Annotated in this window: 22 protein-coding genes; 13 read left to right on the plus strand and 9 right to left on the minus strand. The window is 71.7% G+C overall.

The genetic code is table 11. The features are described 5' to 3' along the window. Positions 1 to 26: 26 nt before the first annotated feature. The gene (locus tag ABZ562_RS05610; RefSeq protein WP_361474449.1) at positions 27 to 767 is read left to right on the plus strand and encodes a hypothetical protein; all 741 of its coding nucleotides are present in this window, start codon (positions 27 to 29) and stop codon (positions 765 to 767) included. 7 nt (positions 768 to 774) lie between these two features. Here ABZ562_RS05610 and cobT read toward each other — a convergent pair whose 3' ends face one another. Next, positions 775 to 1,824 (minus strand): nicotinate-nucleotide--dimethylbenzimidazole phosphoribosyltransferase, encoded by a 1,050-nt coding sequence (gene cobT, locus ABZ562_RS05615; protein ID WP_361474558.1) that lies wholly within the window; start codon positions 1,822 to 1,824, stop codon positions 775 to 777. Positions 1,825 to 2,684: 860 nt separating this feature from the next. Continuing rightward, positions 2,685 to 3,899: a bifunctional adenosylcobinamide kinase/adenosylcobinamide-phosphate guanylyltransferase gene (locus ABZ562_RS05620; RefSeq protein WP_361474452.1), complete on the minus strand. Its 1,215-nt coding sequence runs from the start codon at positions 3,897 to 3,899 to the stop codon at positions 2,685 to 2,687. Positions 3,900 to 4,048: 149 nt separating this feature from the next. Here ABZ562_RS05620 and ABZ562_RS05625 point away from each other — a divergent pair, with 149 nt between their 5' ends. After that, the gene (locus ABZ562_RS05625; RefSeq protein ID WP_361474454.1) at positions 4,049 to 4,252 is read left to right on the plus strand and encodes a hypothetical protein; all 204 of its coding nucleotides are present in this window, start codon (positions 4,049 to 4,051) and stop codon (positions 4,250 to 4,252) included. Between the two features lie 55 nt (positions 4,253 to 4,307). Here ABZ562_RS05625 and ABZ562_RS05630 read toward each other — a convergent pair whose 3' ends face one another. After that, entirely contained in the window at positions 4,308 to 5,018 is a 711-nt protein-coding gene (locus tag ABZ562_RS05630) for a methyltransferase domain-containing protein (protein WP_361474559.1), read from the minus strand. A gap of 80 nt (positions 5,019 to 5,098) precedes the next feature. Further along, the gene (locus tag ABZ562_RS05635) at positions 5,099 to 5,695 is read right to left on the minus strand and encodes a DUF3043 domain-containing protein (RefSeq protein ID WP_361474457.1); all 597 of its coding nucleotides are present in this window, start codon (positions 5,693 to 5,695) and stop codon (positions 5,099 to 5,101) included. Positions 5,696 to 6,015: 320 nt separating this feature from the next. Here ABZ562_RS05635 and ABZ562_RS05640 point away from each other — a divergent pair, with 320 nt between their 5' ends. The 4 genes from ABZ562_RS05640 to ABZ562_RS05655 all read left to right on the plus strand — a co-directional run bounded on the left by ABZ562_RS05640 (position 6,016) and on the right by ABZ562_RS05655 (position 9,146). Next, a complete protein-coding gene (locus ABZ562_RS05640) occupies positions 6,016 to 6,801 on the plus strand; it encodes a PspA/IM30 family protein (protein WP_361474460.1) in 786 nt (261 codons plus the stop codon). 46 nt (positions 6,802 to 6,847) lie between these two features. Beyond that, a complete protein-coding gene (locus ABZ562_RS05645) occupies positions 6,848 to 7,126 on the plus strand; it encodes a hypothetical protein (protein WP_361474463.1) in 279 nt (92 codons plus the stop codon). 110 nt (positions 7,127 to 7,236) lie between these two features. After that, positions 7,237 to 8,472 carry a sensor histidine kinase gene (locus ABZ562_RS05650; protein WP_361474466.1) on the plus strand — a complete coding sequence of 412 codons (1,236 nt, stop codon included), beginning with the start codon at positions 7,237 to 7,239 and terminating at the stop codon, positions 8,470 to 8,472. Then, the gene (locus tag ABZ562_RS05655; protein WP_361474469.1) at positions 8,469 to 9,146 is read left to right on the plus strand and encodes a response regulator transcription factor; all 678 of its coding nucleotides are present in this window, start codon (positions 8,469 to 8,471) and stop codon (positions 9,144 to 9,146) included. Before ABZ562_RS05650 ends, ABZ562_RS05655 begins: the two co-directional genes overlap by 4 nt. A gap of 19 nt (positions 9,147 to 9,165) precedes the next feature. On the opposite strand, the gene nadA is transcribed toward ABZ562_RS05655, so the two are convergent. Continuing rightward, positions 9,166 to 10,353: a quinolinate synthase NadA gene (nadA, locus tag ABZ562_RS05660; protein ID WP_361474472.1), complete on the minus strand. Its 1,188-nt coding sequence runs from the start codon at positions 10,351 to 10,353 to the stop codon at positions 9,166 to 9,168. Positions 10,354 to 10,578: 225 nt separating this feature from the next. On the opposite strand from nadA, the gene erpA reads away from it, so the two are divergent. After that, positions 10,579 to 10,932 (plus strand): iron-sulfur cluster insertion protein ErpA, encoded by a 354-nt coding sequence (gene erpA, locus ABZ562_RS05665; protein WP_135340779.1) that lies wholly within the window; start codon positions 10,579 to 10,581, stop codon positions 10,930 to 10,932. 87 nt (positions 10,933 to 11,019) lie between these two features. Here erpA and ABZ562_RS05670 read toward each other — a convergent pair whose 3' ends face one another. Together ABZ562_RS05670 and ABZ562_RS05675 are read right to left on the minus strand one after the other, a co-directional pair. After that, a complete protein-coding gene (locus ABZ562_RS05670) occupies positions 11,020 to 12,471 on the minus strand; it encodes a hypothetical protein (protein WP_361474476.1) in 1,452 nt (483 codons plus the stop codon). Between the two features lie 137 nt (positions 12,472 to 12,608). Then, on the minus strand, positions 12,609 to 12,833 hold the full coding sequence (locus tag ABZ562_RS05675) for a hypothetical protein (RefSeq protein ID WP_361474479.1): 225 nt from the start codon (positions 12,831 to 12,833) through the stop codon (positions 12,609 to 12,611). A 160-nt stretch (positions 12,834 to 12,993) separates the two neighbouring features. Between ABZ562_RS05675 and ABZ562_RS05680 the strand changes: the two genes are divergently transcribed. After that, positions 12,994 to 13,968 (plus strand): carbohydrate kinase family protein, encoded by a 975-nt coding sequence (locus tag ABZ562_RS05680; protein ID WP_361474482.1) that lies wholly within the window; start codon positions 12,994 to 12,996, stop codon positions 13,966 to 13,968. Between the two features lie 69 nt (positions 13,969 to 14,037). Here ABZ562_RS05680 and ABZ562_RS05685 read toward each other — a convergent pair whose 3' ends face one another. Continuing rightward, positions 14,038 to 15,432, minus strand: coding sequence for an aminotransferase class V-fold PLP-dependent enzyme (locus tag ABZ562_RS05685; RefSeq protein ID WP_361474484.1), 1,395 nt, complete (start codon positions 15,430 to 15,432; stop codon positions 14,038 to 14,040). A 443-nt stretch (positions 15,433 to 15,875) separates the two neighbouring features. Here ABZ562_RS05685 and coxB point away from each other — a divergent pair, with 443 nt between their 5' ends. The 4 genes from coxB (at position 15,876) to ABZ562_RS05705 (ending at position 20,381) form a co-directional block, all read left to right on the plus strand. Further along, complete coding sequence (coxB, locus tag ABZ562_RS05690; protein ID WP_361474487.1) at positions 15,876 to 16,838, plus strand: cytochrome c oxidase subunit II; 963 nt, start codon at positions 15,876 to 15,878, stop codon at positions 16,836 to 16,838. After that, positions 16,835 to 18,574, plus strand: coding sequence for a cytochrome c oxidase subunit I (ctaD, locus tag ABZ562_RS05695; RefSeq protein ID WP_055556193.1), 1,740 nt, complete (start codon positions 16,835 to 16,837; stop codon positions 18,572 to 18,574). Before coxB ends, ctaD begins: the two co-directional genes overlap by 4 nt. Next, positions 18,571 to 18,969: a cytochrome c oxidase subunit 4 gene (locus ABZ562_RS05700; RefSeq protein WP_055556195.1), complete on the plus strand. Its 399-nt coding sequence runs from the start codon at positions 18,571 to 18,573 to the stop codon at positions 18,967 to 18,969. Before ctaD ends, ABZ562_RS05700 begins: the two co-directional genes overlap by 4 nt. Before the next feature lie 158 nt (positions 18,970 to 19,127). Further along, positions 19,128 to 20,381: an Ig-like domain-containing protein gene (locus ABZ562_RS05705; RefSeq protein ID WP_361474491.1), complete on the plus strand. Its 1,254-nt coding sequence runs from the start codon at positions 19,128 to 19,130 to the stop codon at positions 20,379 to 20,381. Between the two features lie 25 nt (positions 20,382 to 20,406). Here the strand turns inward: ABZ562_RS05705 and ABZ562_RS05710 are convergent, their stop codons facing one another. Then, positions 20,407 to 20,808, minus strand: a complete 402-nt coding sequence (locus ABZ562_RS05710; RefSeq protein ID WP_055556199.1) for a hypothetical protein — start codon at positions 20,806 to 20,808, stop codon at positions 20,407 to 20,409. A gap of 211 nt (positions 20,809 to 21,019) precedes the next feature. Here ABZ562_RS05710 and ABZ562_RS05715 point away from each other — a divergent pair, with 211 nt between their 5' ends. Next, on the plus strand, positions 21,020 to 21,640 hold the full coding sequence (locus ABZ562_RS05715) for a heme-copper oxidase subunit III (protein ID WP_055556201.1): 621 nt from the start codon (positions 21,020 to 21,022) through the stop codon (positions 21,638 to 21,640). Positions 21,641 to 21,647: the final 7 nt, after the last annotated feature.

The raw sequence follows: 21,647 nt of genomic DNA on the forward strand, positions 1-21,647 counted from the left end.
AGAGTATCGCGCGACGCTGACGGGCCATGGGCCATTGGTGGGAACGCAACATCGTCGAGCCCGGCAAGCTGCCGCTGCTCCTCGCGCTGGCCTCGTTCATCCTCTCGTTCCTGATCACGCGCACGATCACCCGGCTGATCAGGGCGGGCAAGGGCCCGTTCCACGACGTCTCCTCCGGCGGGACGCACATCCACCATGTGGTGCCCGGCGTCGTGCTGATCGTCATCGGCGGCTTCGGCGCGGTCGGGAGCGGACGGCACGGAGTGGGGGCCGCGGTCTCGGCGGTCCTCTTCGGGGTGGGCGCGGGGCTGGTGCTGGACGAGTTCGCGCTGATTCTCCATCTGCACGACGTCTACTGGTCCGAGCAGGGCAGACAGAGCGTCGAGGTCGTCGTGGTCACCGCGGCCCTGGTCGCCCTGGTGCTCAGCGGCTTCCTGCCGTTCGGGGTGAACGACGTGTCGGACGCCGAGCGAGGCGACCGCGGGGCGGTGGTCGCGGAGGTCTCCGTCAACTTCGGCTTCGCCCTGCTGGCCCTCGTCAAGGGCAAGCTGCGGGTCGCGGTGATCGGGGTGCTGGTGCCGCTGGTGGCGATCGTCGGCGCCGTACGGCTGGCGCGCCCCGGATCGCCGTGGGCGCGCCGCGCCTACCGCCACCGGCCGCGCGCCCTGGCGCGGGCCCGCCGCCGGGCGGCCCGCCACGACGCGCGCTGGAACGGGCTGCGGCGCAGGTTCCAGGACTGGATCGGCGGCTTCTCCGAACCCTCCTGAGCCCCCGTCAGTCCTTTTCGGGCTCGCGCTCGGGCAGTTCCCCCGCGAGCGCCGCGGCCGCCTGGACCAGCGGCAGCGCCAGCAGCGCCCCCGCGCCCTCGCCCACGGTGACGCCGTGGTCCATCAGCGGAGTGAGCGCGATCCGGTCGAGCGCCTTCTCCTGCGCCGGTTCGCCGCTCGCCTGGCCCGCCAGCCACCAGTCCGGCGCACGGAACGCCACCCGCTGGGCGACCAGGGCACAGGCCGCCGAGACCACGCCGTCCAGGATCACGGGGGTGCGGCGCACCGCGCTCTGCAGCAGGAAGCCGGTGATCGCGGTGAGGTCCGCGCCGCCGACCGTGGCCAGCAGCTGGAGCTGGTCGCCGAGGACCGGGCGGGCCCGGCGCAGCCCGTCACGGATCGCCGCGCACTTGCGCATCCACGCCAGATCGTCGATCCCGGCCCCGCCGCGCCCGGTCACCACGGACGCGTCCGTGCCGCACAGCGCGGCGGTCAGCGTGGCCGCGGCGGTGGTGCCGCCCACGCTGAGGTCGCCCAGCACCAGCAGGTCCGTGCCCGCGTCGGCCTCCTCGTCGGCGATGGCCATGCCCGTGCGGAACGCCTGCTCGGCCTCCTCGGCGGTCAGCGCGTCCTCGATGTCGAGCCGCCCCGAACCCCGGCGCACCCGGTGCCGGGTGACCTCCGCGGGCAGCTCGGCGGGGTCGCAGTCCAGCGCCATGTCGACGACGCGGACGGGTACCCCGAAGCGGCGGGCGAGCACGGCGACGCTGCTCTCGCCGTCGATCACGGCCCGGACGAGCCGGTGCGCGCTTCCCGCGGGGCGGGCGGAGACGCCCAGCTCCGCGATGCCGTGGTCGCCCGCGAACAGCACCACCCGGGGCCGCTCGATGGGCTTGACGGGCACCTGCTGCTGAGCGGCGGCCAGCCACTCGCCCAGCTCGTCCAGCCGCCCGAGCGCTCCGGGCGGCGGCGCCAGCCGCTCCCGCCGCTCCTCGGCGTCACGTCGTATGCCCCCGTCGGGGCGCTCGATCAGGTCGACGAAGTCATCGAGATTCAGGCCGCTGCTCACGCCGTGAACCCTACCGGCCATGCGCTGTTGGGGCCCAAGCCCCACGAAGAGCCCCGGGGCCCGGCCATCTGTCTGCCGCCGGGCGGGGGTGAGCGCGTTGTGTCCCCAGCCCCGCCCCTTCCCGAAACCGGGGGGCCACCCCCGGGCCCCCGGCGTCTCCGCCGCCCGCCCAGCGGTAGCTGGGGTCCGCTTGGGGAGCGGAGACGGGGGCGCGGCCGACCGGGGTCCCCGGGCTGGGCCCGGTGGGCGCCCGGGCGGGCTGTCCCGCCGTGGGTACGGGGGCGGCCCTCTCGAGACGCCGGGCCCGGCGCACGGCGGCCATGCCGCGCCCGGCCGGAGCCCGGGGCGGTGATGCCCCACCCCCAGCCCCAAGTTGAGGAGCGGGCCCGGGGCGGTGATGCCCCGCCTCCAGGTCCTTCGGGAGTTGGGGAGTGAGTTTGGGGTGGTGATGCCCTGCCTTCAGGCCGTTCGGGAGTTGGGGAGTGGGTCTGGGGTGGTGATGCCCCGTCTCCAGGTCCTTCGGCGTTTGGGGAGTGGGTCTGGGGCGGTGATGCCCCACTCCCAGCCCCTCCGGCGTTTGGGGAGTGGGTCTGGGGCGGTGATGCCCCACTCCCAGCCCCTCCGGCGTTTGGGGAGTGGGTCCGGGGCGGTGATGCCCCACTCCCAGCCCCTCCGGCGTTTGGGGAGCGGGCCCGGGGCGGTGATGCCCCACCCCCAGCCCCTCCGGCGTTTGAGGAGCGGGGTCCAGGGGCGGAGCCCCGGCGGGGGTTCGGGGGCGGAGCCCCCGAGCGGGGGCCGGGGCGGAGCTCCGGTTTCGGGGAGGGGCGGGGTGGGGGACTTCCCCCGGGTCAGCCGCGGAGCGGGAGGGGTTGGCCCGCCACCACCAGCAGCACCTGCTCGCACTCGCCCGCGACCCCCGCGTTCAGCCGCCCCAGTTCGTCCCGGAAGCGGCGCCCCGCGGCCGTCGCGGGGACCACCCCGGCGCCGACCTCGTTGCTGACCGCCACCACCGTCCGCTCCGTCGACCGCACGGCCGCGACGAGGGCGGCGACCCGTTCGTGGAGGGCGCGTTCACCGCCGTGGGACCACTTGTCGTCGTCCCACGCGCCGACCGAGTCCATCGCGTCGGTGAGCCACAGCGCCAGACAGTCGATCAGCAGCGGGGCGCCGCCCTCCGCGAGCAGCGGCACCAGGTCGCAGGTCTCGGCGGTACGCCACGAGCCGGGCCGCCGGTCGCGGTGGGCGGCGATGCGGGCGGCCCACTCCTGGTCGCCGTCGCGGGTGCCGCCGGTGGCCACGTACAGCACGTCGGGGAAGGCGGCCAGCCGCCGTTCCGCTTCGAGGGACTTGCCGGAGCGCGCCCCGCCCAGCACCAGGGTGCGCCGCGGCAGGTCCGGCACCTCGTGGTACTCGCCGACGTTCAGCGTGCTGCCGTCCGGGACGGTCCGCGCGCCCGCCGTGGCGAGGCGGCGGTGCAACTCGGCGCCGGGGGGCACGGTGTGGTCGATGTGGACGGCCACGACATCGGTGGTGGCCCCCACGGCGCCGGACGACCGGAGCCGGGCCAGCGCGTCCGGGCGGCCGAGTACGTCGAGCACCACCATGTCGTACGGCTGGGCCTGCCCGGGCCCGGACAGCCCGGACAGCCCGGACGGGGCGCCGCCCGGCGGCAGATACAGCAGGCGGGTGCCGTCGGGCCCGGTCACCTCGTACCCCGTACCGGGCGAGTCCAGGGCGACGGCCCGCACCCGGTGGCCGCTGATCAGGGCCAGCTCGCGCCCGTCCGGGACCCGCCCCGGCGCCGGGAGCCCGGCTGGGAACTCCACGGCGGGGCCCGCGTGCGGATGCGACAGCAGCACCTGCCGCACCCCGACCAGCGAGTACCCGGCCCGCGCCGCCGCGAAGGCGGCGCCGGGGGTGAGGTCGAGGAGCAGCGCGCTGTCGATCAGAAGTGCCGTCGCCGCCCGCGCCTCGTCGCCGACGGCGGTGGCGCAGGCCGCGCAGGGACAGCCGTGGCGCGGCAGTCCGTCGGGGGCCCCGGTGCCCAGAAGAGTGAGTTCCACGCCCCGATCGTCTCGCGTCCCCGCGGGGCGGGCGCGCCGGGTCACCCTCCGCGGAGACGTACCGATCCGTTCGGAGCCGTACGGAGTGATCAGTCGCCTAGGCTGCGGGCAGACATCACGTGTGGACCGGTGGGATGGAGGAGGCGAACATGGCCTGGACGTGGCGGTTCGAGAAGTCCGACGGGACGGAGACGGCGCCCGCGGTGCAGCCCGAGGAGTTCCCGACCCAGGGGGACGCGGAGTCGTGGATCGGTGAGGAGTGGAAGGCGCTCCTGGAGGGCGGGGCGGAGCAGGTCACGCTCTTCGAGGACGGGTCGAAGATCTACGGCCCGATGAGCCTGCGCGCGGAGTAGCCGGCTACGAGGAGCGGGGCGGCGCCGGGACGACGGCGCCGCCGGTCCGGCGGCCTCAGCCGCGCACCCCGCACAGGTGCAGCAGCGCCGCCACCGAGCGGTAGGGGTCGGTGCGCCCGGCCCGCTCCTCGGCGGCCAGCAGCCGGTCCCATTCGGGGGACGGCGGGGGCTCGGCGGCGTCGGGGGCCTGGTCGGTGAAGACCCGCACCCCGTACCAGGCGTGCAGGGGCGCCCCGATCGCGGTGAGCGTGGTGGTCAGCTCCTCGCGCCGGTCGGCGCGCACCTGGAGCCCGAGGCGGTTGGTGTACGCCGGGGAGTCGAACGAGCTGAGCGCGGTGCTCCAGTCACCGGCCAGCCCCGGGCGCATCGCGAGCGCGTCGGCGTTGCGCACCAGGAGCGAGAGCAGCCCGCCGGGGGCCAGGACCCGGGCCAGCCCGGCGAGCAGCGGGTCCGGTTCGGCCACGTACATCAGCACCCCGTGGCACAGCACCACGTCGAAGGCGCCGGGCAGGAAGTGCGCCCCGGTGTCGCGGCCGTCGCCCTCCAGCAGCCGCACCCGCTGCCGGATGCCCTCGGGCTCGTCGGCCAGGGCGGCACGGGCCGCCTCCAGCATCGCCGGATCGGATTCCAGGCCCGTCACCTCATGGCCCGCGCGGGCTAATCGCAGGGCCTGGGTACCCTGGCCGGGGCCGACGTCGAGGACCTTCAGGCGCTGGTCGAACCGGAACCGCGAGGTGATCTGCTCATCGAGCTGATGGGCGACCAGGGCCTGCCGGACCGTGTTCCGTAACCCCCCGAGGCCACCGAGCCAGCCGGCCGCCCCTCCGGCGAAGCCGGAGGTCCCGCTCAGGGCCGCTCTCCGCGCTTGACCTGCGGCTTGGGCAGGCGCAGCCGGCGCATCTGGAGGGTGCGCATGAGGGCGTACGCGATGGCGCCCTTGGTGTTCCCGTCGGGGAACTTCTGGCGCAGCTGCCGCTTGAGCTGGAAGGCGATCACGAACGAGTTCAGGACGATCAGCACGATGACGACCATCCACAGCAGCAGCACATAGCTCTGCATGGCACCGGCCTGGATCATGCTGAGCACCATGATCAGCACGGCGAGCGGCAGGAAGAACTCGGCGATGACGAATCGCGAGTCCACGAAGTCACGGGCGAACCGGCGGACCGGGCCCTTGTCGCGGGCCGGGAGGTAGCGCTCGTCACCTCCCGCCAGGGCCTCGCGCTGGCGCGCCAGGTCGGAGCGCCGGGCCTCCCGCTGCCGCTTGGCGGCGTCCTTGCGGTTGGTCGGCGTATTCGCCAGGCTGCGGCGCTGCGACTGCGACGCGCTGCGCTTGGGTGTGGGGCGGCCCTTGGGCGCCTGAGGGTCACGGGGCTGCTGCGGCTGGCCCGCGGTCACCTTGGCGGTGGCGGCCTGCTCATCCTTGGAACGGCTTCGGAACACAAAGCCCAAGGGTACGGGTTGCCGGGTGTGGGCCCCAGCGTCAGGGGGAAAGATCCGGCAACCGCTTTCCGCGGTGAGCCCCGGTGAAGCCGTCGCGAATCGCGGCGAATCGCGGCCAACCGGACAAGCCGGGGCGGAGCGGGCCGGGGGTGCCGGAGTGGTCGCGCTCCTCCCTGCGCCGGAGGCGCCCGGGCCGCGATCGTTCTGGAGGAGGAGCGCGGGACGGACGGAACAGTGCGGTAATGGAAGCAGGGCCCGTAGGCTGGGTCTGTTGGGTGTGCCGGTGTCACAAGTCCGTCAGAAGGGGGCGCGCGAGGCCCATGAGCGGTGTCATGAAGCGTATGGGGATGATCTTCCGCGCGAAGGCCAACAAGGCCCTGGACCGGGCCGAGGACCCGCGCGAGACCCTGGACTACTCGTACCAGAAGCAGTTGGAGCTGCTGCAGAAGGTGCGGCGCGGGGTGGCCGACGTGGCCACTTCCCGCAAGCGCCTGGAGCTGCAGCTGAACCAGTTGCAGGGCCAGTCCGCCAAGCTGGAGGACCAGGGCCGCAAGGCGCTCGCGCTCGGCCGGGAGGACCTGGCGCGCGAGGCGCTGTCCCGCCGTGCCGCGCTGCAGCAGCAGGTCACCGACCTGGAGACGCAGCACCAGACGCTGCAGGGCGAGGAGGAGAAGCTCACCCTGGCCGCGCAGCGGCTGCAGGCCAAGGTCGACGCGTTCCGCACCCGCAAGGAGACCATCAAGGCCACCTACACCGCGGCCCAGGCGCAGACCCGGATCGGCGAGGCGTTCTCCGGCATCTCCGAGGAGATGGGCGACGTCGGCATGGCGATCCAGCGCGCCGAGGACAAGACCGCGCAGCTCCAGGCCCGCGCGGGCGCGATCGACGAGCTGCTGGCCTCCGGCGCGCTCGACGACCAGTCCGGGATGGCCAAGGACGACATCGCGGCCGAGCTGGACCGGATCTCCGGCGGTACGGACGTCGAGCTGGAGCTGCAGCGGATGAAGGCCGAGCTGTCCGGCGGCGGCCCGCAGCAGGCGATCGAAAGCGGCGGCCAGGGGCAGTCGCAGCAGTCGCAGGACCAGCACAAGTTCGACAAGCAGTAGCCGCCCCTCACCCGGGCGTGGTCTCCGGCGTCCCAAGGAGGTCGTCATGATCGTACGGATCATGGGGGAGGGGCAGATGCGGGTGGACGACAGCCATCTGCCCGGACTCAACCAGCTGGACGACGATCTGCTCGCCGCCATCGAAGGCGGCGACCACGATGCCTTCCGGCGCACGCTCGGCGCGCTCCTCGACGCGGTGCGCTCGGCCGGTGAGCCGCTGCCCGCGGACGCGCTGGAACCGTCGGGGCTGATCCTGCCCGCCCCGGAGGCGACGCTGGAGGAAGTCAAGGCGATGCTCAAGGACGACGGCCTCATCCCGGGCTGAGCACCGTGCCCGCAGACCGTGCGTCCTCCCAGGTCACAGCGGATCCCGCCGATGCCGTAGGGGAGGCGGGGGCAGGACGCCGCCGAAGCGGCCGGGCGTGGCGTTTACCGTTGGATCCCGTGACTCCCCTCGCCGTCGGGCCTGGCCTGGCCCGTCCGCACCGCTGGCTGGCCGCCCATCCCCGCGCCCTGGACACCCTGGTGGCCCTCGGCTGCCTCGCCCTGATCCTGATCGGCGCGGCGTCCAACCCGCATCTGCACGAGCGCCAGCACATCGGTGTCTTCTTCGGACTGCTGGCCACCCTCTCCTCGGCGTCGCTCGTCCTGCGCCGCGAGCTGCCGCGCGCGGTGCTGGCGTTCACCTGCGTGATCAGCGTCATCGAGATCGTCACCAACGACCAGGGACCGCCGCGCACCTCGATCGTGTTCGGGGTCGTGGTCGCGCTCTACACCGTCGCCGCGCGCACCGACCGGTCCACCACCTGGCGGATCGGCGCGGTCACGGCCGTGCTGCTGACCGGCACCGGGATGCTGTTCGGGCTCACCCCCTGGTACGCGCAGGAGAACTGGGGCATCTTCGCCTGGGCCGGGCTCGCGGCCGCCGTGGGCGACGCCGTCCGCAGCCGCCGCGCCTTCATCGCCGCCATCGAGGAGCGGGCCGAGCGCGCCGAGCGCACCCGCGAGGAGGAGGCCCGGCGCCGGGTCGCCGAGGAGCGGCTGCGGATCGCCCGCGAGCTGCACGACGTCGTCGCGCACCACATCGCGCTGGTCAACGTCCAGGCCGGGGTCGCCTCGCACGTCATGGACAACCGCCCGGACCAGGCGAAGGAGGCGCTGGCGCACGTGCGCCAGGCCAGCCGCTCGGCGCTGGACGAGCTGCGCGCCACCGTCGGTCTGCTCCGGCAGTACGGCGACCCCGCCGCCCCCACCGAGCCCGCGCCGGGCCTCGGCGTCCTCGACCAGCTCGTGGAGGGCTTCGTACGGGCCGGGATGCGGGTCGAGGTCGAGGCGCACCCGCGGGAGGGCCTCGGGACGCTCGCCGGTTCGGTGGACCTCACCGCGTACCGGGTCGTCCAGGAGGCGCTGACCAATGTGCACAAGCACGCCGGGCCCGAGGTCAAGGCGGAGGTCCGTATCGTCCGCACGGAGGGCGCGCTGGAGATCACGGTCCGGGACGACGGCGTCGGAACCCCGTCCGACGACGCGGGTGGCGGGCACGGGCTGCTGGGGATGCGCGAACGGGTCGCCGCGCTGCGCGGCACCTGCGAGGCGGGACCCCGCCCCGAGGGCGGCTTCCAGGTACGGGCGACACTTCCCCTGCAGACCCGCAGGGGAGGGGAGTCATGACGATCAGGGTGTTGCTCGCCGACGACCAGACGCTGCTGCGCAGCGCGTTCCGGATACTGGTCGACTCGGAGCCCGACATGGAGGTGGTGGGGGAGGCGTCGGACGGCGCCGAGGCGGTCGAGATCGTGCGGGCCAAGGGCGCCGACGTGGTGCTGATGGACATTCGCATGCCCGGTACGGACGGGCTCGCCGCCACCCGCATGATCAGCGAGGATCCGCGGCTCTCGGACGTCCGGGTGGTCATGCTGACGACCTTCGAGGTCGACGAGTACGTGGTGGACTCGCTGCGGGCCGGGGCGAGCGGCTTCCTCGGCAAGGGCGCCGAACCCGGCGAGCTGCTTTCCGCGATCCGCATCGCGGCGGCGGGCGAGGCGCTGCTCTCCCCGGCCGCCACCAAGGGGCTGATCGCCCGCTTCCTGGCCCAGGGCGCCCCGGGCTCCGGCGACGCCGCGTACGACGCCTCCCGGCTGGACGCCCTCACGGGCCGTGAGCGCGAGGTCCTGGTCCAGGTCGGCGGCGGCCACTCCAACGACGAGATCGCCACCCGCCTGGAGGTCAGCCCGCTGACGGTGAAGACGCACGTCAACCGGGCGATGGCGAAGCTGGGCGCCCGGGACCGGGCGCAGCTGGTGGTCATCGCGTACGAAACGGGCCTGGTCCGCCCGGGGGCATGACCCCCGGGCGGGGGAGGACCTACGGGAGCGCCAGCATCCGCTCCAGCGCGGCCTTGGCGTGGGCCTCGGTCTCCGCGTCGACCTGGATGCGGTTCACGACCTTGCCCGCGACCAGCGACTCCAGGGCCCAGACCAGGTGCGGCAGGTCGATCCGGTTCATGGTCGAGCAGAAGCACACCGTCTTGTCGAGGAAGACGATCTCCTTGTCCTCCGCGGCGAATCGGTTCGCCAGCCGCCGGACGAGGTTCAGCTCGGTGCCGATGGCCCACTTGCTGCCGGGCGGGGCGGCCTCGAGGGTCTTGATGATGTATTCGGTCGAGCCGACCAGGTCGGCCGCCGCGACCACCTCGTGCTTGCACTCGGGGTGCACCAGCACATTGACGCCCGGTATGCGCTCGCGGACCTCGCGCACGGACTCCAGCGAGAAGCGGCCGTGCACGGAGCAGTGGCCGCGCCACAGGATCATCTTGGCGGCGCGCAGCTGCTCGGTGGTCAGCCCGCCGCCGGGCTTGTGCGGGTTGTAGACGACACAGTCGTCCAGCGACATGCCCATGTCCCGCACCGCCGTGTTGCGGCCCAGGTGCTGGTCGGGCAAAAACAGCACCTTCTCGCCCTGCTGGAAGGCCCAGTCCAACGCGCGCCGGGCGTTGGAGGAGGTGCAGATCGTCCCGCCGTGGCGGCCGGTGAAGGCCTTGATGTCGGCGGAGGAGTTCATGTACGAGACGGGCACCGTCGCCTCGGCGACGCCCGCCTCGGTCAGCACGTCCCAGCACTCGGCGACCTGCTCGGCGGTGGCCATGTCGGCCATCGAGCAGCCCGCCGCCAGGTCGGGGAGGACGACCTGCTGGGCGTCGCCGGTCAGGATGTCGGCGGATTCCGCCATGAAGTGCACACCGCAGAAGACGATGTACTCGGCGTCCGGCCGGGCCGCCGCGTCACGGGCGAGCTTGAAGGAGTCCCCGGTGACATCGGCGAACTCGATGACCTCGTCGCGCTGGTAGTGGTGGCCGAGCACGAAGACCTTGTCGCCGAGCTTCTCCTTGGCCGCCCGGGCACGTGCCACCAGGTCCGGGTCGGAGGGCGCGGGGAGGTCGCCGGGGCACTCCACGCCGCGCTCGCTCCTGGGGTCGGCGTCACGGCCGAGGAGCAGCAGCGCGAGCGGGGTCGGCTGGACGTCGAGGGGTTGGGCGGTGGTCACGACACGCACCCTTCTTTCTTCACTCGGAACCCTAATCGTCAATTTGACGCTATCTATCATAGCTGCTTCACGTCATATTGACGATGGACATCGCGTCGATGTGACGCATTACGGTCCACCGGTCCCGTGTGCGAGCATGAAGAGCCAGGAACATGCGCTGGGCCCGGAATGAATCCGGGGCGCCGTTGGTTGGTTCCAACGGCAAGCAGTCCGTACGACCCGGGAGAGAAGCAGATGACCGTTCAGGACGAGACCACCGCGAGCGAGGGCATCATCCTGTCCGACGCCGCCGCGTCGAAGGTCAAGAGCCTGCTGGAGCAGGAGGGTCGCGACGACCTCGCGCTGCGCGTCGCCGTCCAGCCCGGTGGCTGCTCCGGCCTGCGCTACCAGCTCTTCTTCGACGAGCGCTCGCTCGACGGCGACGTCGTCAAGGACTTCGACGGCGTCAAGGTCGTGACCGACCGGATGAGCGCCCCGTACCTGGGCGGTGCTTCGATCGACTTCGTCGACACCATCGAGAAGCAGGGCTTCACGATCGACAACCCGAACGCCACGGGCTCCTGCGCCTGCGGCGACTCCTTCAGCTGAGGCTCGGCCGGCGGCATACGGAGGCGGCGGGTCCATCCGGACCCGCCGCCTCCGGCGTGTGTGCGGGGTGCTTACCTCTTCCGGGACCTACTTCTTCTGGGCCGGGACCTTCTCGCCCGTGGCCTTGTCCACGACCTGACGGCCGTCCAGCGGCTTGTCGAGCGTGACCTTCTTCGTCATCTCCTTGGCCATGAGGATGCACGCCTGGCCTGGATGGGTCGGCTTGCCCTCGACCTCGACCGTCACCCGCTTCGGCGTCTCGTCGGCGGAGACCGAGTAGGTGTCGCACACCCCGCCCCAGAAGCGCAGCGTCAGGGTCTTCCCGTCCGCGCTGTACGAGGTGATGTCGTCGGTCTTCGAGCCGCGGCCCGGGGTGCCCGGCTCGCTGTGCTCACGGCCCTGGCCCGGGGCGTCGCGGGTGTCCGCCTTCTTCTTGATGAACTCCGGCTTCACGGCCGGGTAGGGGAGGGTCGCCTCGACGCCGTTGGCCCCGGTCGGTTCCGTCGTGAAGATCCACGACGGCACCAGCGCCCGTCGCCCCTCCACGGAGTGCGCGGCCAGCCCGAAGGTCACCGACTTCACGGTCACCTTCCCGGAGCCGCCCGCGCCGCCCCTGGGGGTCGTGGCGTTGAGCTTCTTCAGCGCCTGCTCCGCGCTGATCAGCGGATAGCTGTCGCCCTCCTTCGGCGCCGACAGCGCACCGTTCCCGCCGGTCAGCCGGCCGTCCGCGCCCACCTGGAGGCTGGTCGTCCAGCCCTGGGTGGGCAGCTTGTCCAGTACCGGGTCGGCGTTCACCATGCGCACGGCGCCGTAGCGGCCGCTCGCGTTCAGCTTCGCCTCCGTCAGCCCGAGCGCCTTCAGTACCGGCTCGGCGGCGCGCTCGGCCTTCTCCTCGGACACGGCCTCGTCGGCCTGGTCAGCCTTATCGGCCTTGTCGGTCTTCGTGTCGCCCTCGCGGTAGGCCGGGCAGCGCTCGTCGGTGGTTTTCGGCCCCGCGCCCGGCGGGTGCACGCAGGTGTCGCCACCCGGGGACCCGAAGCGGGAGTACGACCAGCTGCCCGGCCCCTTCTGGCTCACCCGCAGCACCGGGCCCCGGCCGTCCTTCGCGCCGCCGACCTCCCAGTTGCCGTGGTCGTCGCGGGGGCTGCCGGAGACGTCCAGGGCCTTCGCCAGCCGCGCCACATCGGCCTTGGTGACCTTGGCGTCGGTCCGGTAGACGGGCGCCTCATCGGGTCCGTCCGGCAGCTTTCCGTCGACCACATAGCGGCCACCGCCGTGCGGATCGGGCTCGCCGACCGCGATCCCCTCGTGCCCCGCGGGGGCGGCGTACGCGTCCAGTGCGAGGGGCTGGGGGGATCCGCCCGCCGAGCCCGGGCCCCGGGCGCCGCCGTTCGCCGCGGTCGAGGCCCAGTAGGCGCCGCCGCCACCGGCGACCAGCACCGCGGCCGCCACCGATACGACGGCCAGCCGGGAACGCCGACGCGGCCGCGGGTGGTCGTCGTCGGGGGTCTGCGGGGTGTCGGTCTCCTCGGTGCTCACCGTTTCACTCCTTCGGCTCCGCTCACGTTGTCCGGCGTTGCCCTCGCGAGGGGGTTGCCGGTGTGACGGGGTGAAGGGGCGGCTGGTTCCTTCCGTTCTTTCCGCCGCTTTTCGGCCGCGGTGCTCAGCCGCCGCTCTCAGTCGCCGTAGTCGGACATCCCGCCGACCAGATCGGCGGACGCGGCGGGGACCGTGATCCCGCGGATGCGCGACGGGGACACGGGCGCGGCGGGAGGCGATACGGTGACCACCGGGACCGCCCAGTGCGGCGCCATCCGCGCCCCGCAGCCGCGCAGTTCGGCCAGGGAGTCGGGCTCGATCGCCCCGGCGGCGGCCTGGGCGGGGGTGACGTGCTGCGGCATGGGGCCTCCCGGTCGAAAGGGGCCCGCACGGGCGCGCGCCCCGTCATCTCCGCACCGTATGCCCTACTACCGGGTAGTTCCTCCCGTTCGTAAGCGGCCGGGGAAGCCGATAGCGTGAGGCGTCCGATTTCGCCGCCGCCCCGAAACAGGAGCAGCTCTCGTGCGTATCGCCGTCACCGGCTCCATCGCCACCGACCATCTGATGACCTTCCCCGGACGCTTCGCCGATCAGCTGGTCGCCGACCAGCTGCACACGGTCTCCCTCTCCTTCCTGGTCGACACCCTCGAAGTCCGCCGGGGCGGGGTCGCCCCGAACATCTGCTTCGGCATGGGGACGCTCGGGCTGCGCCCGATCCTGGTCGGCGCGGCCGGCGAGGACTTCGCCGAGTACCGTGCCTGGCTGGACCGGCACGGCGTGGACACCCAGTCCGTCCGGATCTCCGGGACGCAGCACACCGCGCGCTTCGTCTGCACCACGGACGACGACCACAACCAGATCGCCTCCTTCTACACCGGCGCCATGAGCGAGGCCCGCCAGATCGAGCTGCAGCCGGTCGCCGACCGGGTCGGCGGTCTGGACCTGGTGCTCATCGGCGCGGACGACCCGGAGGCGATGGTCCGCCACACCGAGGAGTGCCGCTCGCGCGGCATCCCGTTCGCCGCCGACCCCTCGCAGCAGCTCGCCCGCATGGACGGCGAGGACATCCGGGTGCTGGTGGGCGGCGCGAAGTACCTCTTCACCAACGAGTACGAGGCCGCGCTGATCGAGACCAAGACCGGCTGGACCTCGGAGCAGATCCTCTCCAAGGTCGGCACCCGCGTCACCACGCTGGGCGCCCAGGGCGTCCGGATCGAGCGCGAGGGGGAGGAGCCGATCGTCGTCGGCTGCGCGGAGGAGGAGCAGAAGGCCGACCCGACGGGCGTCGGCGACGCCTTCCGCGCGGGCTTCCTCTCCGGCCTGTCCTGGGACCTCCCGCCGGAGCGCGCCGCCCAGGTGGGCTGCATGCTCGCGACGCTCGTCATCGAGACGGTCGGCACGCAGGAGTACGAGCTGCGCCGCGGCCACTTCATGGAGCGCTTCGCCAAGGCCTACGGCCACGAGGCGGCGGCCGAGATCAGCGACCACCTGGCCTGACGGGCACGGCACGGCACGCGGCGGCGGGGCCGGGGGAACGTTTCCTCCGGCCCCGCCGCCGCACGCGTCTCACGTACGGCGGCGCACCCGGTACGCCGTGCCGCGCTCGGCGGGGCGCTCACCCTCGTACGTCTGCCCCCGCATCTCGCACCACGCCGGAATGTCCAGCCGCGCCGCCTCGTCGTCGGACAGCACGGTCACCACCCCGCCCACCGGCACCTCGCCGATGACCTTGGCCAGTTCGATCACCGGGATCGGGCACCGCTTGCCCAGCGAGTCCAGGACGAGACCGGCGGCGGGCTCGGCGGCCGGGGCGGCGCCGGCACCCGCCGGGGCGCCCAGGCGCTCGCGCACCCCGGCCACGACGCCCGGCAGCACCTGCAGGAACCGGTCCACCTCCGTCCCCGAGGCGCCGCGCGGGAGCGAGACCCGGATGTTGCCCTCGGACAGCACCCCCATGGCCCGCAGCACATGGCTGGGGACCAGCGTGCTCGACGTGCACGACGAACCGGAGGACACCGAGAACTCCGCCCGGTCCAGCTCGTGCAGCAGCGCCTCCCCGTCGACATAGAGACACGAGAAGGTGACCAGATGCGGCAGCCGCCGCTCCGGATCGCCGACCACCTCCACGTCCGGCACCAGCTCCGGCACCCGGGCCCGGATACGGTCCACCAGCCCCCGCAGCCGCTCCCCCTCCTCGGCGGCCTCGGCCCGTACGGCGCGCAGCGAGGCGGCGGCCGCGACGATGGCCGGAAGGTTCTCGAAGCCCGGCGCCCGGCCGTACTCCCGCTCGTCCACCGGGGCCGGACGGAACCGCGTGCCCTTGCGCACCGCGAGGAACCCGACCCCCGGCGGGCCGCCCCACTTGTGGGCGCTCGCCGTGAGCAGCGACCACCGGCCCTCCACCGGGCCCCAGCCCAGCGACTGGGCCGCGTCCACCAGCAGCGGCACGCCGTCCGCCGCGCAGGCCTCCGCCGCCGCGTCCACCGGCTGCACCGTGCCGACCTCGTGGTTGGCGGACTGCAGACAGGCCAGCGCGACACCGTCGGGGGCCTCGCTCAGGGCCGCCGCGTACGCGTCCGGCGCGACCCGGCCCGTACGGTCCACCGGGACCTCGGTGACCGCGCCCCCGGACGCCTCGTGCGCCGCCGCGGCCTGGAACACCGCGGAGTGCTCCACGGCCGAGACGATCAGCCGCCGCCCGGCCCGGCGGCGCCCGGCGAGCGCCCCGGCGATGCCGTCGTGCAGGGCGCGGGTACCCGAAGGGGTGAAGGACAGCTCGTCCGGACGGCAGCCGACGGCCTCGGCGGCCGTCTCCCGCGCGGCGTCCAGCAGCAGCCGGGCGCGCCGCCCCTCGCGATGGAGCCGGGCCGGGTCGGCCCACCCCTCGTCGAGGGCGGCGAGCAGCGCCTGCCGGGCCACGGGATGCAGCGGTGCGGACGAGGCCGCGTCGAAATAGGGCACGTGAAGAACGCTAGCCGCTGCGCCCGGCGCACGGCTCAGGAGAAAGCCCGCGGAGGAAATACGCGCCATGAGGACGCGACAGGCGATGCGCACATGACACATACGGGCGTACGGCGTGCCGGCGCCAGGCATCACACGAACGGGGCGGTGCCCGCACCACCTGTACCCCGGCCGCCCTCCGGTCACACCCCGCGCCGCCCCCCGGGCCCGGAAAACGTTGGCGGAGCAGGTCATTCCACTGGAATTCCGCGGCGTTCCGGCGGTGATGCCACCCCTTCGGGGAGGGGCCCGGCGCGTTGGGCACCCTCCCCGCGCAGCGCCAAATGGCGTCCAGTAGGGTTTGGTCCGCATAAACATCCAAACCCCTGCCCGCACCGGGCCGGCGACCGACCAGATGACGGCCGCGGCCGACCGCGCGGGCGAGACTCTCGGGAAGGCGCTACGTGAGTCCCAACGGCTCCGACCGCTCGTCGCGGCGCCCGGTGCGGCGGAAGCTGCTGCAGGCGCTTGCCGCGGGCGCGGTCCTGGCGACCGCCACCGGTTGCACATCCAAGGACTTCCCCCGCCTCGGAATGCCCACTCCCGCCACGGAGGAGGCGCCGCGGATCCTCTCCCTGTGGCAGGGCTCGTGGGCGGCCGCACTCGCCGTGGGCGTGCTGGTCTGGGGCCTGATCCTGTGGGCGGTGATGTTCCACCGCCGGACCAGGACCAAGATCGAGGTTCCGGTGCAGACCCGGTACAACATGCCCCTTGAGGCGCTGTACACCGTGGTCCCGATCATCATCGTCGCGGTGTTGTTCTACTTCACCGCGCGCGATGAGAACGCGCTCCTCAAGACCTCCAAGAAGCCCGACCACGTAGTCAACGTCGTTGGCTACCAGTGGAGCTGGGGCTTCAACTACATGGAGAACGTGGACGGGAACCCGGCCAGCCCCAAGGCGACCCCCAAGGAGGTGTCGTCCATCCCGAACAAGATGCTCGACACCGTCCCCAAGGGCGCCGAGGGCGTCTACGACACCGGCACCCCCGGCGAGCGGAATCCGCAGAACGGCAACCCGGGTCCGACCCTGTGGCTGCCCAAGGGTGAGTCCGTCGAATTCATCCTGACCTCCCGCGATGTCATCCACTCGTTCTGGGTGGTCCCCTTCCTGATGAAGATGGACGTCATCCCGGGCCATGCCAACCGGTTCGAGGTCACCCCGAACCGCGAGGGCACCTTCAAGGGCAAGTGTGCCGAGCTGTGCGGCGTCGACCACTCCCGGATGCTCTTCAACGTCAAGGTCGTTTCCCCGGAGCGCTACCAGCAGCACCTGAAGGACCTGGCGAAGAAGGGCCAGACGGGATACATCCCGGCCGGCATCGCGCAGACGGACCCCGCCAAGAACGCGGAGACCAAGACACAGTGAGCATCCTCAACGAACCCCAGGGTGCCGACGCAACCGCCTCGTACGAGGATGAGTTGCCGGTGCGCCGCAAGCAGCCCGGCAATGTCGTCGTCAAGTGGCTGACCACCACGGACCACAAGACGATCGGCACGCTCTACCTGGTCACGTCGTTCGCGTTCTTCTGCATCGGCGGACTGATGGCGCTCTTCATGCGCGCCGAACTGGCTCGTCCCGGCACCCAGATCATGTCGAACGAGCAGTTCAACCAGGCGTTCACCATGCATGGCACGATCATGCTGCTGATGTTCGCCACCCCGCTGTTCGCGGGCTTCACGAACTGGATCATGCCGCTGCAGATCGGCGCGCCCGATGTGGCGTTCCCGCGGCTGAACATGTTCGCGTACTGGCTGTACCTCTTCGGCTCGCTCATCGCGGTGGGCGGCTTCCTGACCCCGCAGGGCGCGGCCGACTTCGGCTGGTTCGCGTACTCGCCGCTGTCGGACGCGGTCCGCTCGCCGGGCGTCGGCGCCGACATGTGGATCATGGGTCTGGCCTTCTCCGGCTTCGGCACGATCCTCGGCGCGGTCAACTTCATCACCACGATCATCTGCATGCGCGCTCCCGGCATGACCATGTTCCGCATGCCGATCTTCACCTGGAACGTGCTGCTGACCGCCGTGCTGGTCCTGCTGGCCTTCCCGGTGCTGGCCGCCGCGCTGTTCGCCCTGGAGGCGGACCGTAAATTCGGGGCGCATGTCTTCGACGCGGCCAATGGCGGGGCGTTGTTGTGGCAACACCTCTTCTGGTTCTTCGGACACCCAGAGGTGTACATCATCGCGCTGCCGTTCTTCGGGATCATTTCCGAGGTCATCCCGGTCTTCTCGCGCAAGCCGATGTTCGGTTACTTCACCCTGATCGCCGCGACGATCTCCATCGCGGGTCTGTCGGTGACCGTGTGGGCGCACCACATGTACGTCACCGGTGGGGTGCTGCTGCCGTTCTTCTCCTTCATGACGTTCCTGATCGCGGTTCCGACCGGTATCAAGTTCTTCAACTGGATCGGCACGATGTGGAAGGGCTCGCTGAGCTTCGAGACCCCGATGCTCTGGGCGATCGGCTTCCTCATCACCTTCACCTTCGGCGGACTCACCGGCGTCATCCTGGCGTCGCCGCCGATGGACTTCCACGTCTCCGACTCGTACTTCGTGGTGGCCCACTTCCACTACGTGGTCTTCGGCACCGTGGTCTTCGCGATGTTCTCCGGCTTCCACTTCTGGTGGCCGAAGATGACCGGCAAGATGCTGGACGAGAAGCTCGGCAAGATCACCTTCTGGACGCTGTTCATCGGCTTCCACGGCACCTTCCTGGTGCAGCACTGGCTGGGTGCCGAGGGCATGCCGCGCCGGTACGCCGACTACCTGGCGGCCGACGGCTTCACCGCGCTGAACACGATCTCCACGATCAGCTCGTTCCTGCTCGGCCTGTCGATCCTGCCGTTCCTCTACAACGTCTGGAAGACCGCCAAGTACGGCAAGAAGGTCGAGGTCGACGACCCGTGGGGCTACGGCCGCTCGCTGGAGTGGGCGACCTCCTGCCCGCCGCCGCGGCACAACTTCCTCACCCTGCCGCGGATCCGTTCCGAATCCCCGGCGTTCGACCTGCACCACCCCGAGATCGCGGCGCTCGACCAGCTCGAGCACCAGGGTGCGGCCGACGAAGACAAGGCCCTCGCGGGTGGTAAGGAGGCCGGCAAGTGAAGGTCCAAGGCCGGATGTTCCTCTGGCTCGCCGTCTTCATCCTGCTGATGGCGATCGTCTACGGCGTGTGGTCGAAGGAGCCCGCCGGTACCACGGCGCTGTTCCTCGCCTTCGGGCTGAGCATCATGATCGGCTTCTACCTGGCGTTCACCGCGCGCCGCGTGGATGTCGGGGCGCAGGACAACCAGGACGCCGACGTCGCCGACGACGCCGGTGAGCTGGGCTTCTTCTCCCCGCACAGCTGGCAGCCGCTGTCCCTGGCCGTCGGCGGCGCCCTGGCCTTCATGGGCGTGGTCTTCGGCTGGTGGCTGCTGTTCTTCTCGGCCCCGATCATCATGGTCGGCCTCTTCGGGTGGGTCTTCGAGTACTACCGCGGCGAGAACCAGAACCAGTAGCGGTTTCTGATCAAGGGGCCCGGCACCGTACAGGTGCCGGGCCCTCTTTTTTTTGGGAGGCTCGGTTCGCCTCCGGGGCGCCCCGGGCCGACAGGGGGCCGTCACCCTGGTGCCTCGCTCGGCGCGCCGTCCGCCGTGGGCGTCCATAGCGTGAGCGCATGAACCACACACCTCGATCTCCTCGAACCCGGGCGGTGCTCTCCAGTGCCCTGCTGGTGGCCTCGCTGATAGCGGGTCTCAGCGGATGCGGGGGCCCCTCCTCGGACCCGCTGTCCGCCAAGCCGTACGACGCCGCCGACCAGATCTCGTTCAGCGGTGAGAGCGGCGCACACAACGCCGATCCGGACCGGCCGCTCCAAGTCACCGCCAAGGGCGACGACGGCCGGATCACGGACGTCACCGCGACCGACGCGGCAGGCAGGTACGTACGGGGCGAGCTGACGCCGGACGGCAGCCGGTGGCGCTCCACGGTGCCGCTGGCGGCGGGCGCCCACTACACGCTGCGGGTGTCCACGGAGGACTCGGGCGGCGCGCCGGGCCGCCGTACGATCAACTTCACCACCAGCTCCGCCCACAAGCTGCTGAAGGTCACCTTCGGGCCGAAGGCGGGGGAGTACGGGGTGGGCCAGCCGATCACCGCCAAGCTGAGCCGCGCGGTCAAGGACCCCTCGGCCCGGGCCGTCATCGAGCGGGGCTTGAAGGTCGACTCACAGCCCGCGGTGGACGGCGTCTGGCACTGGGTGGACAGCAAGACACTGCACTACCGCCCGGCCGAGTACTGGCCCGCGCACGCCACCGTCAACGTGCGCTCCAACCTCAAGGGCATCAGGATCGGCGGCGGGCTCTACGGCGACCGGACCAAGTCGCTGCGGATCACCACCGGCGACCGGATCGAGGCCCTGACCGACTCCGGGACCCACCAGATGACGGTGCGGCGGAACGGAGAGGTGATCCGGACCATCCCGATCACGACCGGTATGCCCGGGTTCGACACCCGTAACGGCACCAAGGTGATCCTCGCCAAGGAGTCCGCGGTGCGGATGACGGGCGCCAGCATCGGCCTGGGCGCCGGTTCCTACGACCTGATGGTCTACTGGGCGGCCCGGGTCACCGAGAGCGGCGAATACGTCCACGCCGCGCCCTGGTCGACCGGCTCGCAGGGGTACGCCAACGTCAGCCACGGCTGCACCGGCATGTCCACCGAGAACGCCCGGTGGTTCTTCAACACCGTGCACCTCGGCGACATCGTCAAGGTCATCAACAGCAACGGGGACGACATGGCCCCGTTCGGCAACGGCTACGGCGACTGGAACATGGCCTGGACCGACTGGCGCCAGGGCAGCGCCCTCGCCGCCGGCCAGCGGGACGGCAGCACCCCGGCCGACTCGGCCCGGCTCCGCCCCATGGCATGACCGCGTGAGACCGCGCGGAGTGCGGTCAGGCACCCACCGCGAGCCGCTTGCGGAGCAGCCCGGCCAGCGCGTCCGTCAGGGCCACCGGGTCCACCGGATGCGTCACCGCGGCCTCCGCGCGGCTCCAGGTGGCCAGCCAGGCGTCCTGCGGGCGGCCGATGAGCAGCACCACCGGCGGGCACTGGAAGATCTCGTCCTTGATCTGCCGGCAGACGCCCATCCCGCCCGCGGGGACCGCCTCCCCGTCCAGGACGCACACGTCGATCCCGCCGTCCTCCAGCGCGGCCAGGACGGCGGGGAGGGTGGCGCACTCCACGAACTCCACCGGAGGCACATCGGCGGCGGGCCGGCGACCGGTCGCGAGCCGCACCTGTTCGCGGGTGTTCGCGTCGTCGCTGTAGACCAGCACCGTGGCGGTCGGCCGCATCGTTTCCTCCGCATCAGCCAAGGGGACTACCGGGCTCCTGTGGCGGATGTTACTCCCGTACAGCCTTCCGGAGGAGGGGGCGAACCGATCTCTCCCTCCTTCGGGGGACCGGCCGGAACAGCGGCGACGAGCAGCATCGATGCCCTTGACGCGGCCCTGGACACTCCGAACGGCACCCCCGGGAGTGAGGGCCGGATAAGCGACCGACATAATGTCGGTCGTGGCGACAGCAACAGCAACAGATACCGGGCACGCGCACCCGTCGGTCAACCGGCCGAACCTCACCAGCGTCGGGACCATCATCTGGTTGAGTTCCGAGCTGATGTTCTTCGCGGCCCTCTTCGCGATGTACTTCACCCTGCGATCGGTGACCGGAGCCGAGCACTGGAAGGAAATGGCGTCTTCGCTGAACTTCCCGTTCTCGGCGACGAACACCACGATCCTCGTGCTCTCCTCCCTCACCTGCCAGCTCGGTGTCTTCGCCGCCGAGCGTGGCGACGTGAGGAAGCTGCGCTCCTGGTTCGTGATCACCTTCATCATGGGCGCGATCTTCATCGGCGGTCAGATCTTCGAGTACACCGAACTGGTCAAGAAGGACGGGCTCTCGCTCTCCTCCGACCCGTACGGTTCGGTGTTCTACCTGACCACCGGGTTCCACGGACTGCATGTGACGGGCGGACTCATCGCCTTCCTGCTGGTCCTGGGGAGGACGTACGCGGCCAAGAGGTTCACCCACCAGCAGGCGACGGCGGCCATCGTCGTGTCCTACTACTGGCACTTCGTCGATGTCGTCTGGATCGGCCTCTTCGCCACGATCTACATGATCAAGTAAGCCGGTC

Origin of the sequence: Streptomyces sp. NPDC019937 (assembly GCF_040631655.1) — a bacterium.
GTDB lineage: Bacteria > Actinomycetota > Actinomycetes > Streptomycetales > Streptomycetaceae > Streptomyces.

Bases quoted from the DNA above. Each gene is read 5' to 3' on its own strand.
- ABZ562_RS05610 (WP_361474449.1), top strand. From the start codon at position 27: ATGGGCCATTGGTGGGAACGCAACATCGTCGAGCCCGGCAAGCTGCCG.
- ABZ562_RS05625 (WP_361474454.1), top strand. From the start codon at position 4,049: ATGGCCTGGACGTGGCGGTTCGAGAAGTCCGACGGGACGGAGACGGCG.
- ABZ562_RS05640 (WP_361474460.1), top strand. From the start codon at position 6,016: ATGAGCGGTGTCATGAAGCGTATGGGGATGATCTTCCGCGCGAAGGCC.
- ABZ562_RS05645 (WP_361474463.1), top strand. From the start codon at position 6,848: ATGATCGTACGGATCATGGGGGAGGGGCAGATGCGGGTGGACGACAGC.
- ABZ562_RS05655 (WP_361474469.1), top strand. From the start codon at position 8,469: ATGACGATCAGGGTGTTGCTCGCCGACGACCAGACGCTGCTGCGCAGC.
- erpA (WP_135340779.1), top strand. From the start codon at position 10,579: ATGACCGTTCAGGACGAGACCACCGCGAGCGAGGGCATCATCCTGTCC.
- ABZ562_RS05675 (WP_361474479.1), bottom strand. From the start codon at position 12,833: ATGCCGCAGCACGTCACCCCCGCCCAGGCCGCCGCCGGGGCGATCGAG.
- ABZ562_RS05705 (WP_361474491.1), top strand. From the start codon at position 19,128: ATGAACCACACACCTCGATCTCCTCGAACCCGGGCGGTGCTCTCCAGT.
- ABZ562_RS05710 (WP_055556199.1), bottom strand. From the start codon at position 20,808: ATGCGGCCGACCGCCACGGTGCTGGTCTACAGCGACGACGCGAACACC.
- ABZ562_RS05715 (WP_055556201.1), top strand. From the start codon at position 21,020: ATGTCGGTCGTGGCGACAGCAACAGCAACAGATACCGGGCACGCGCAC.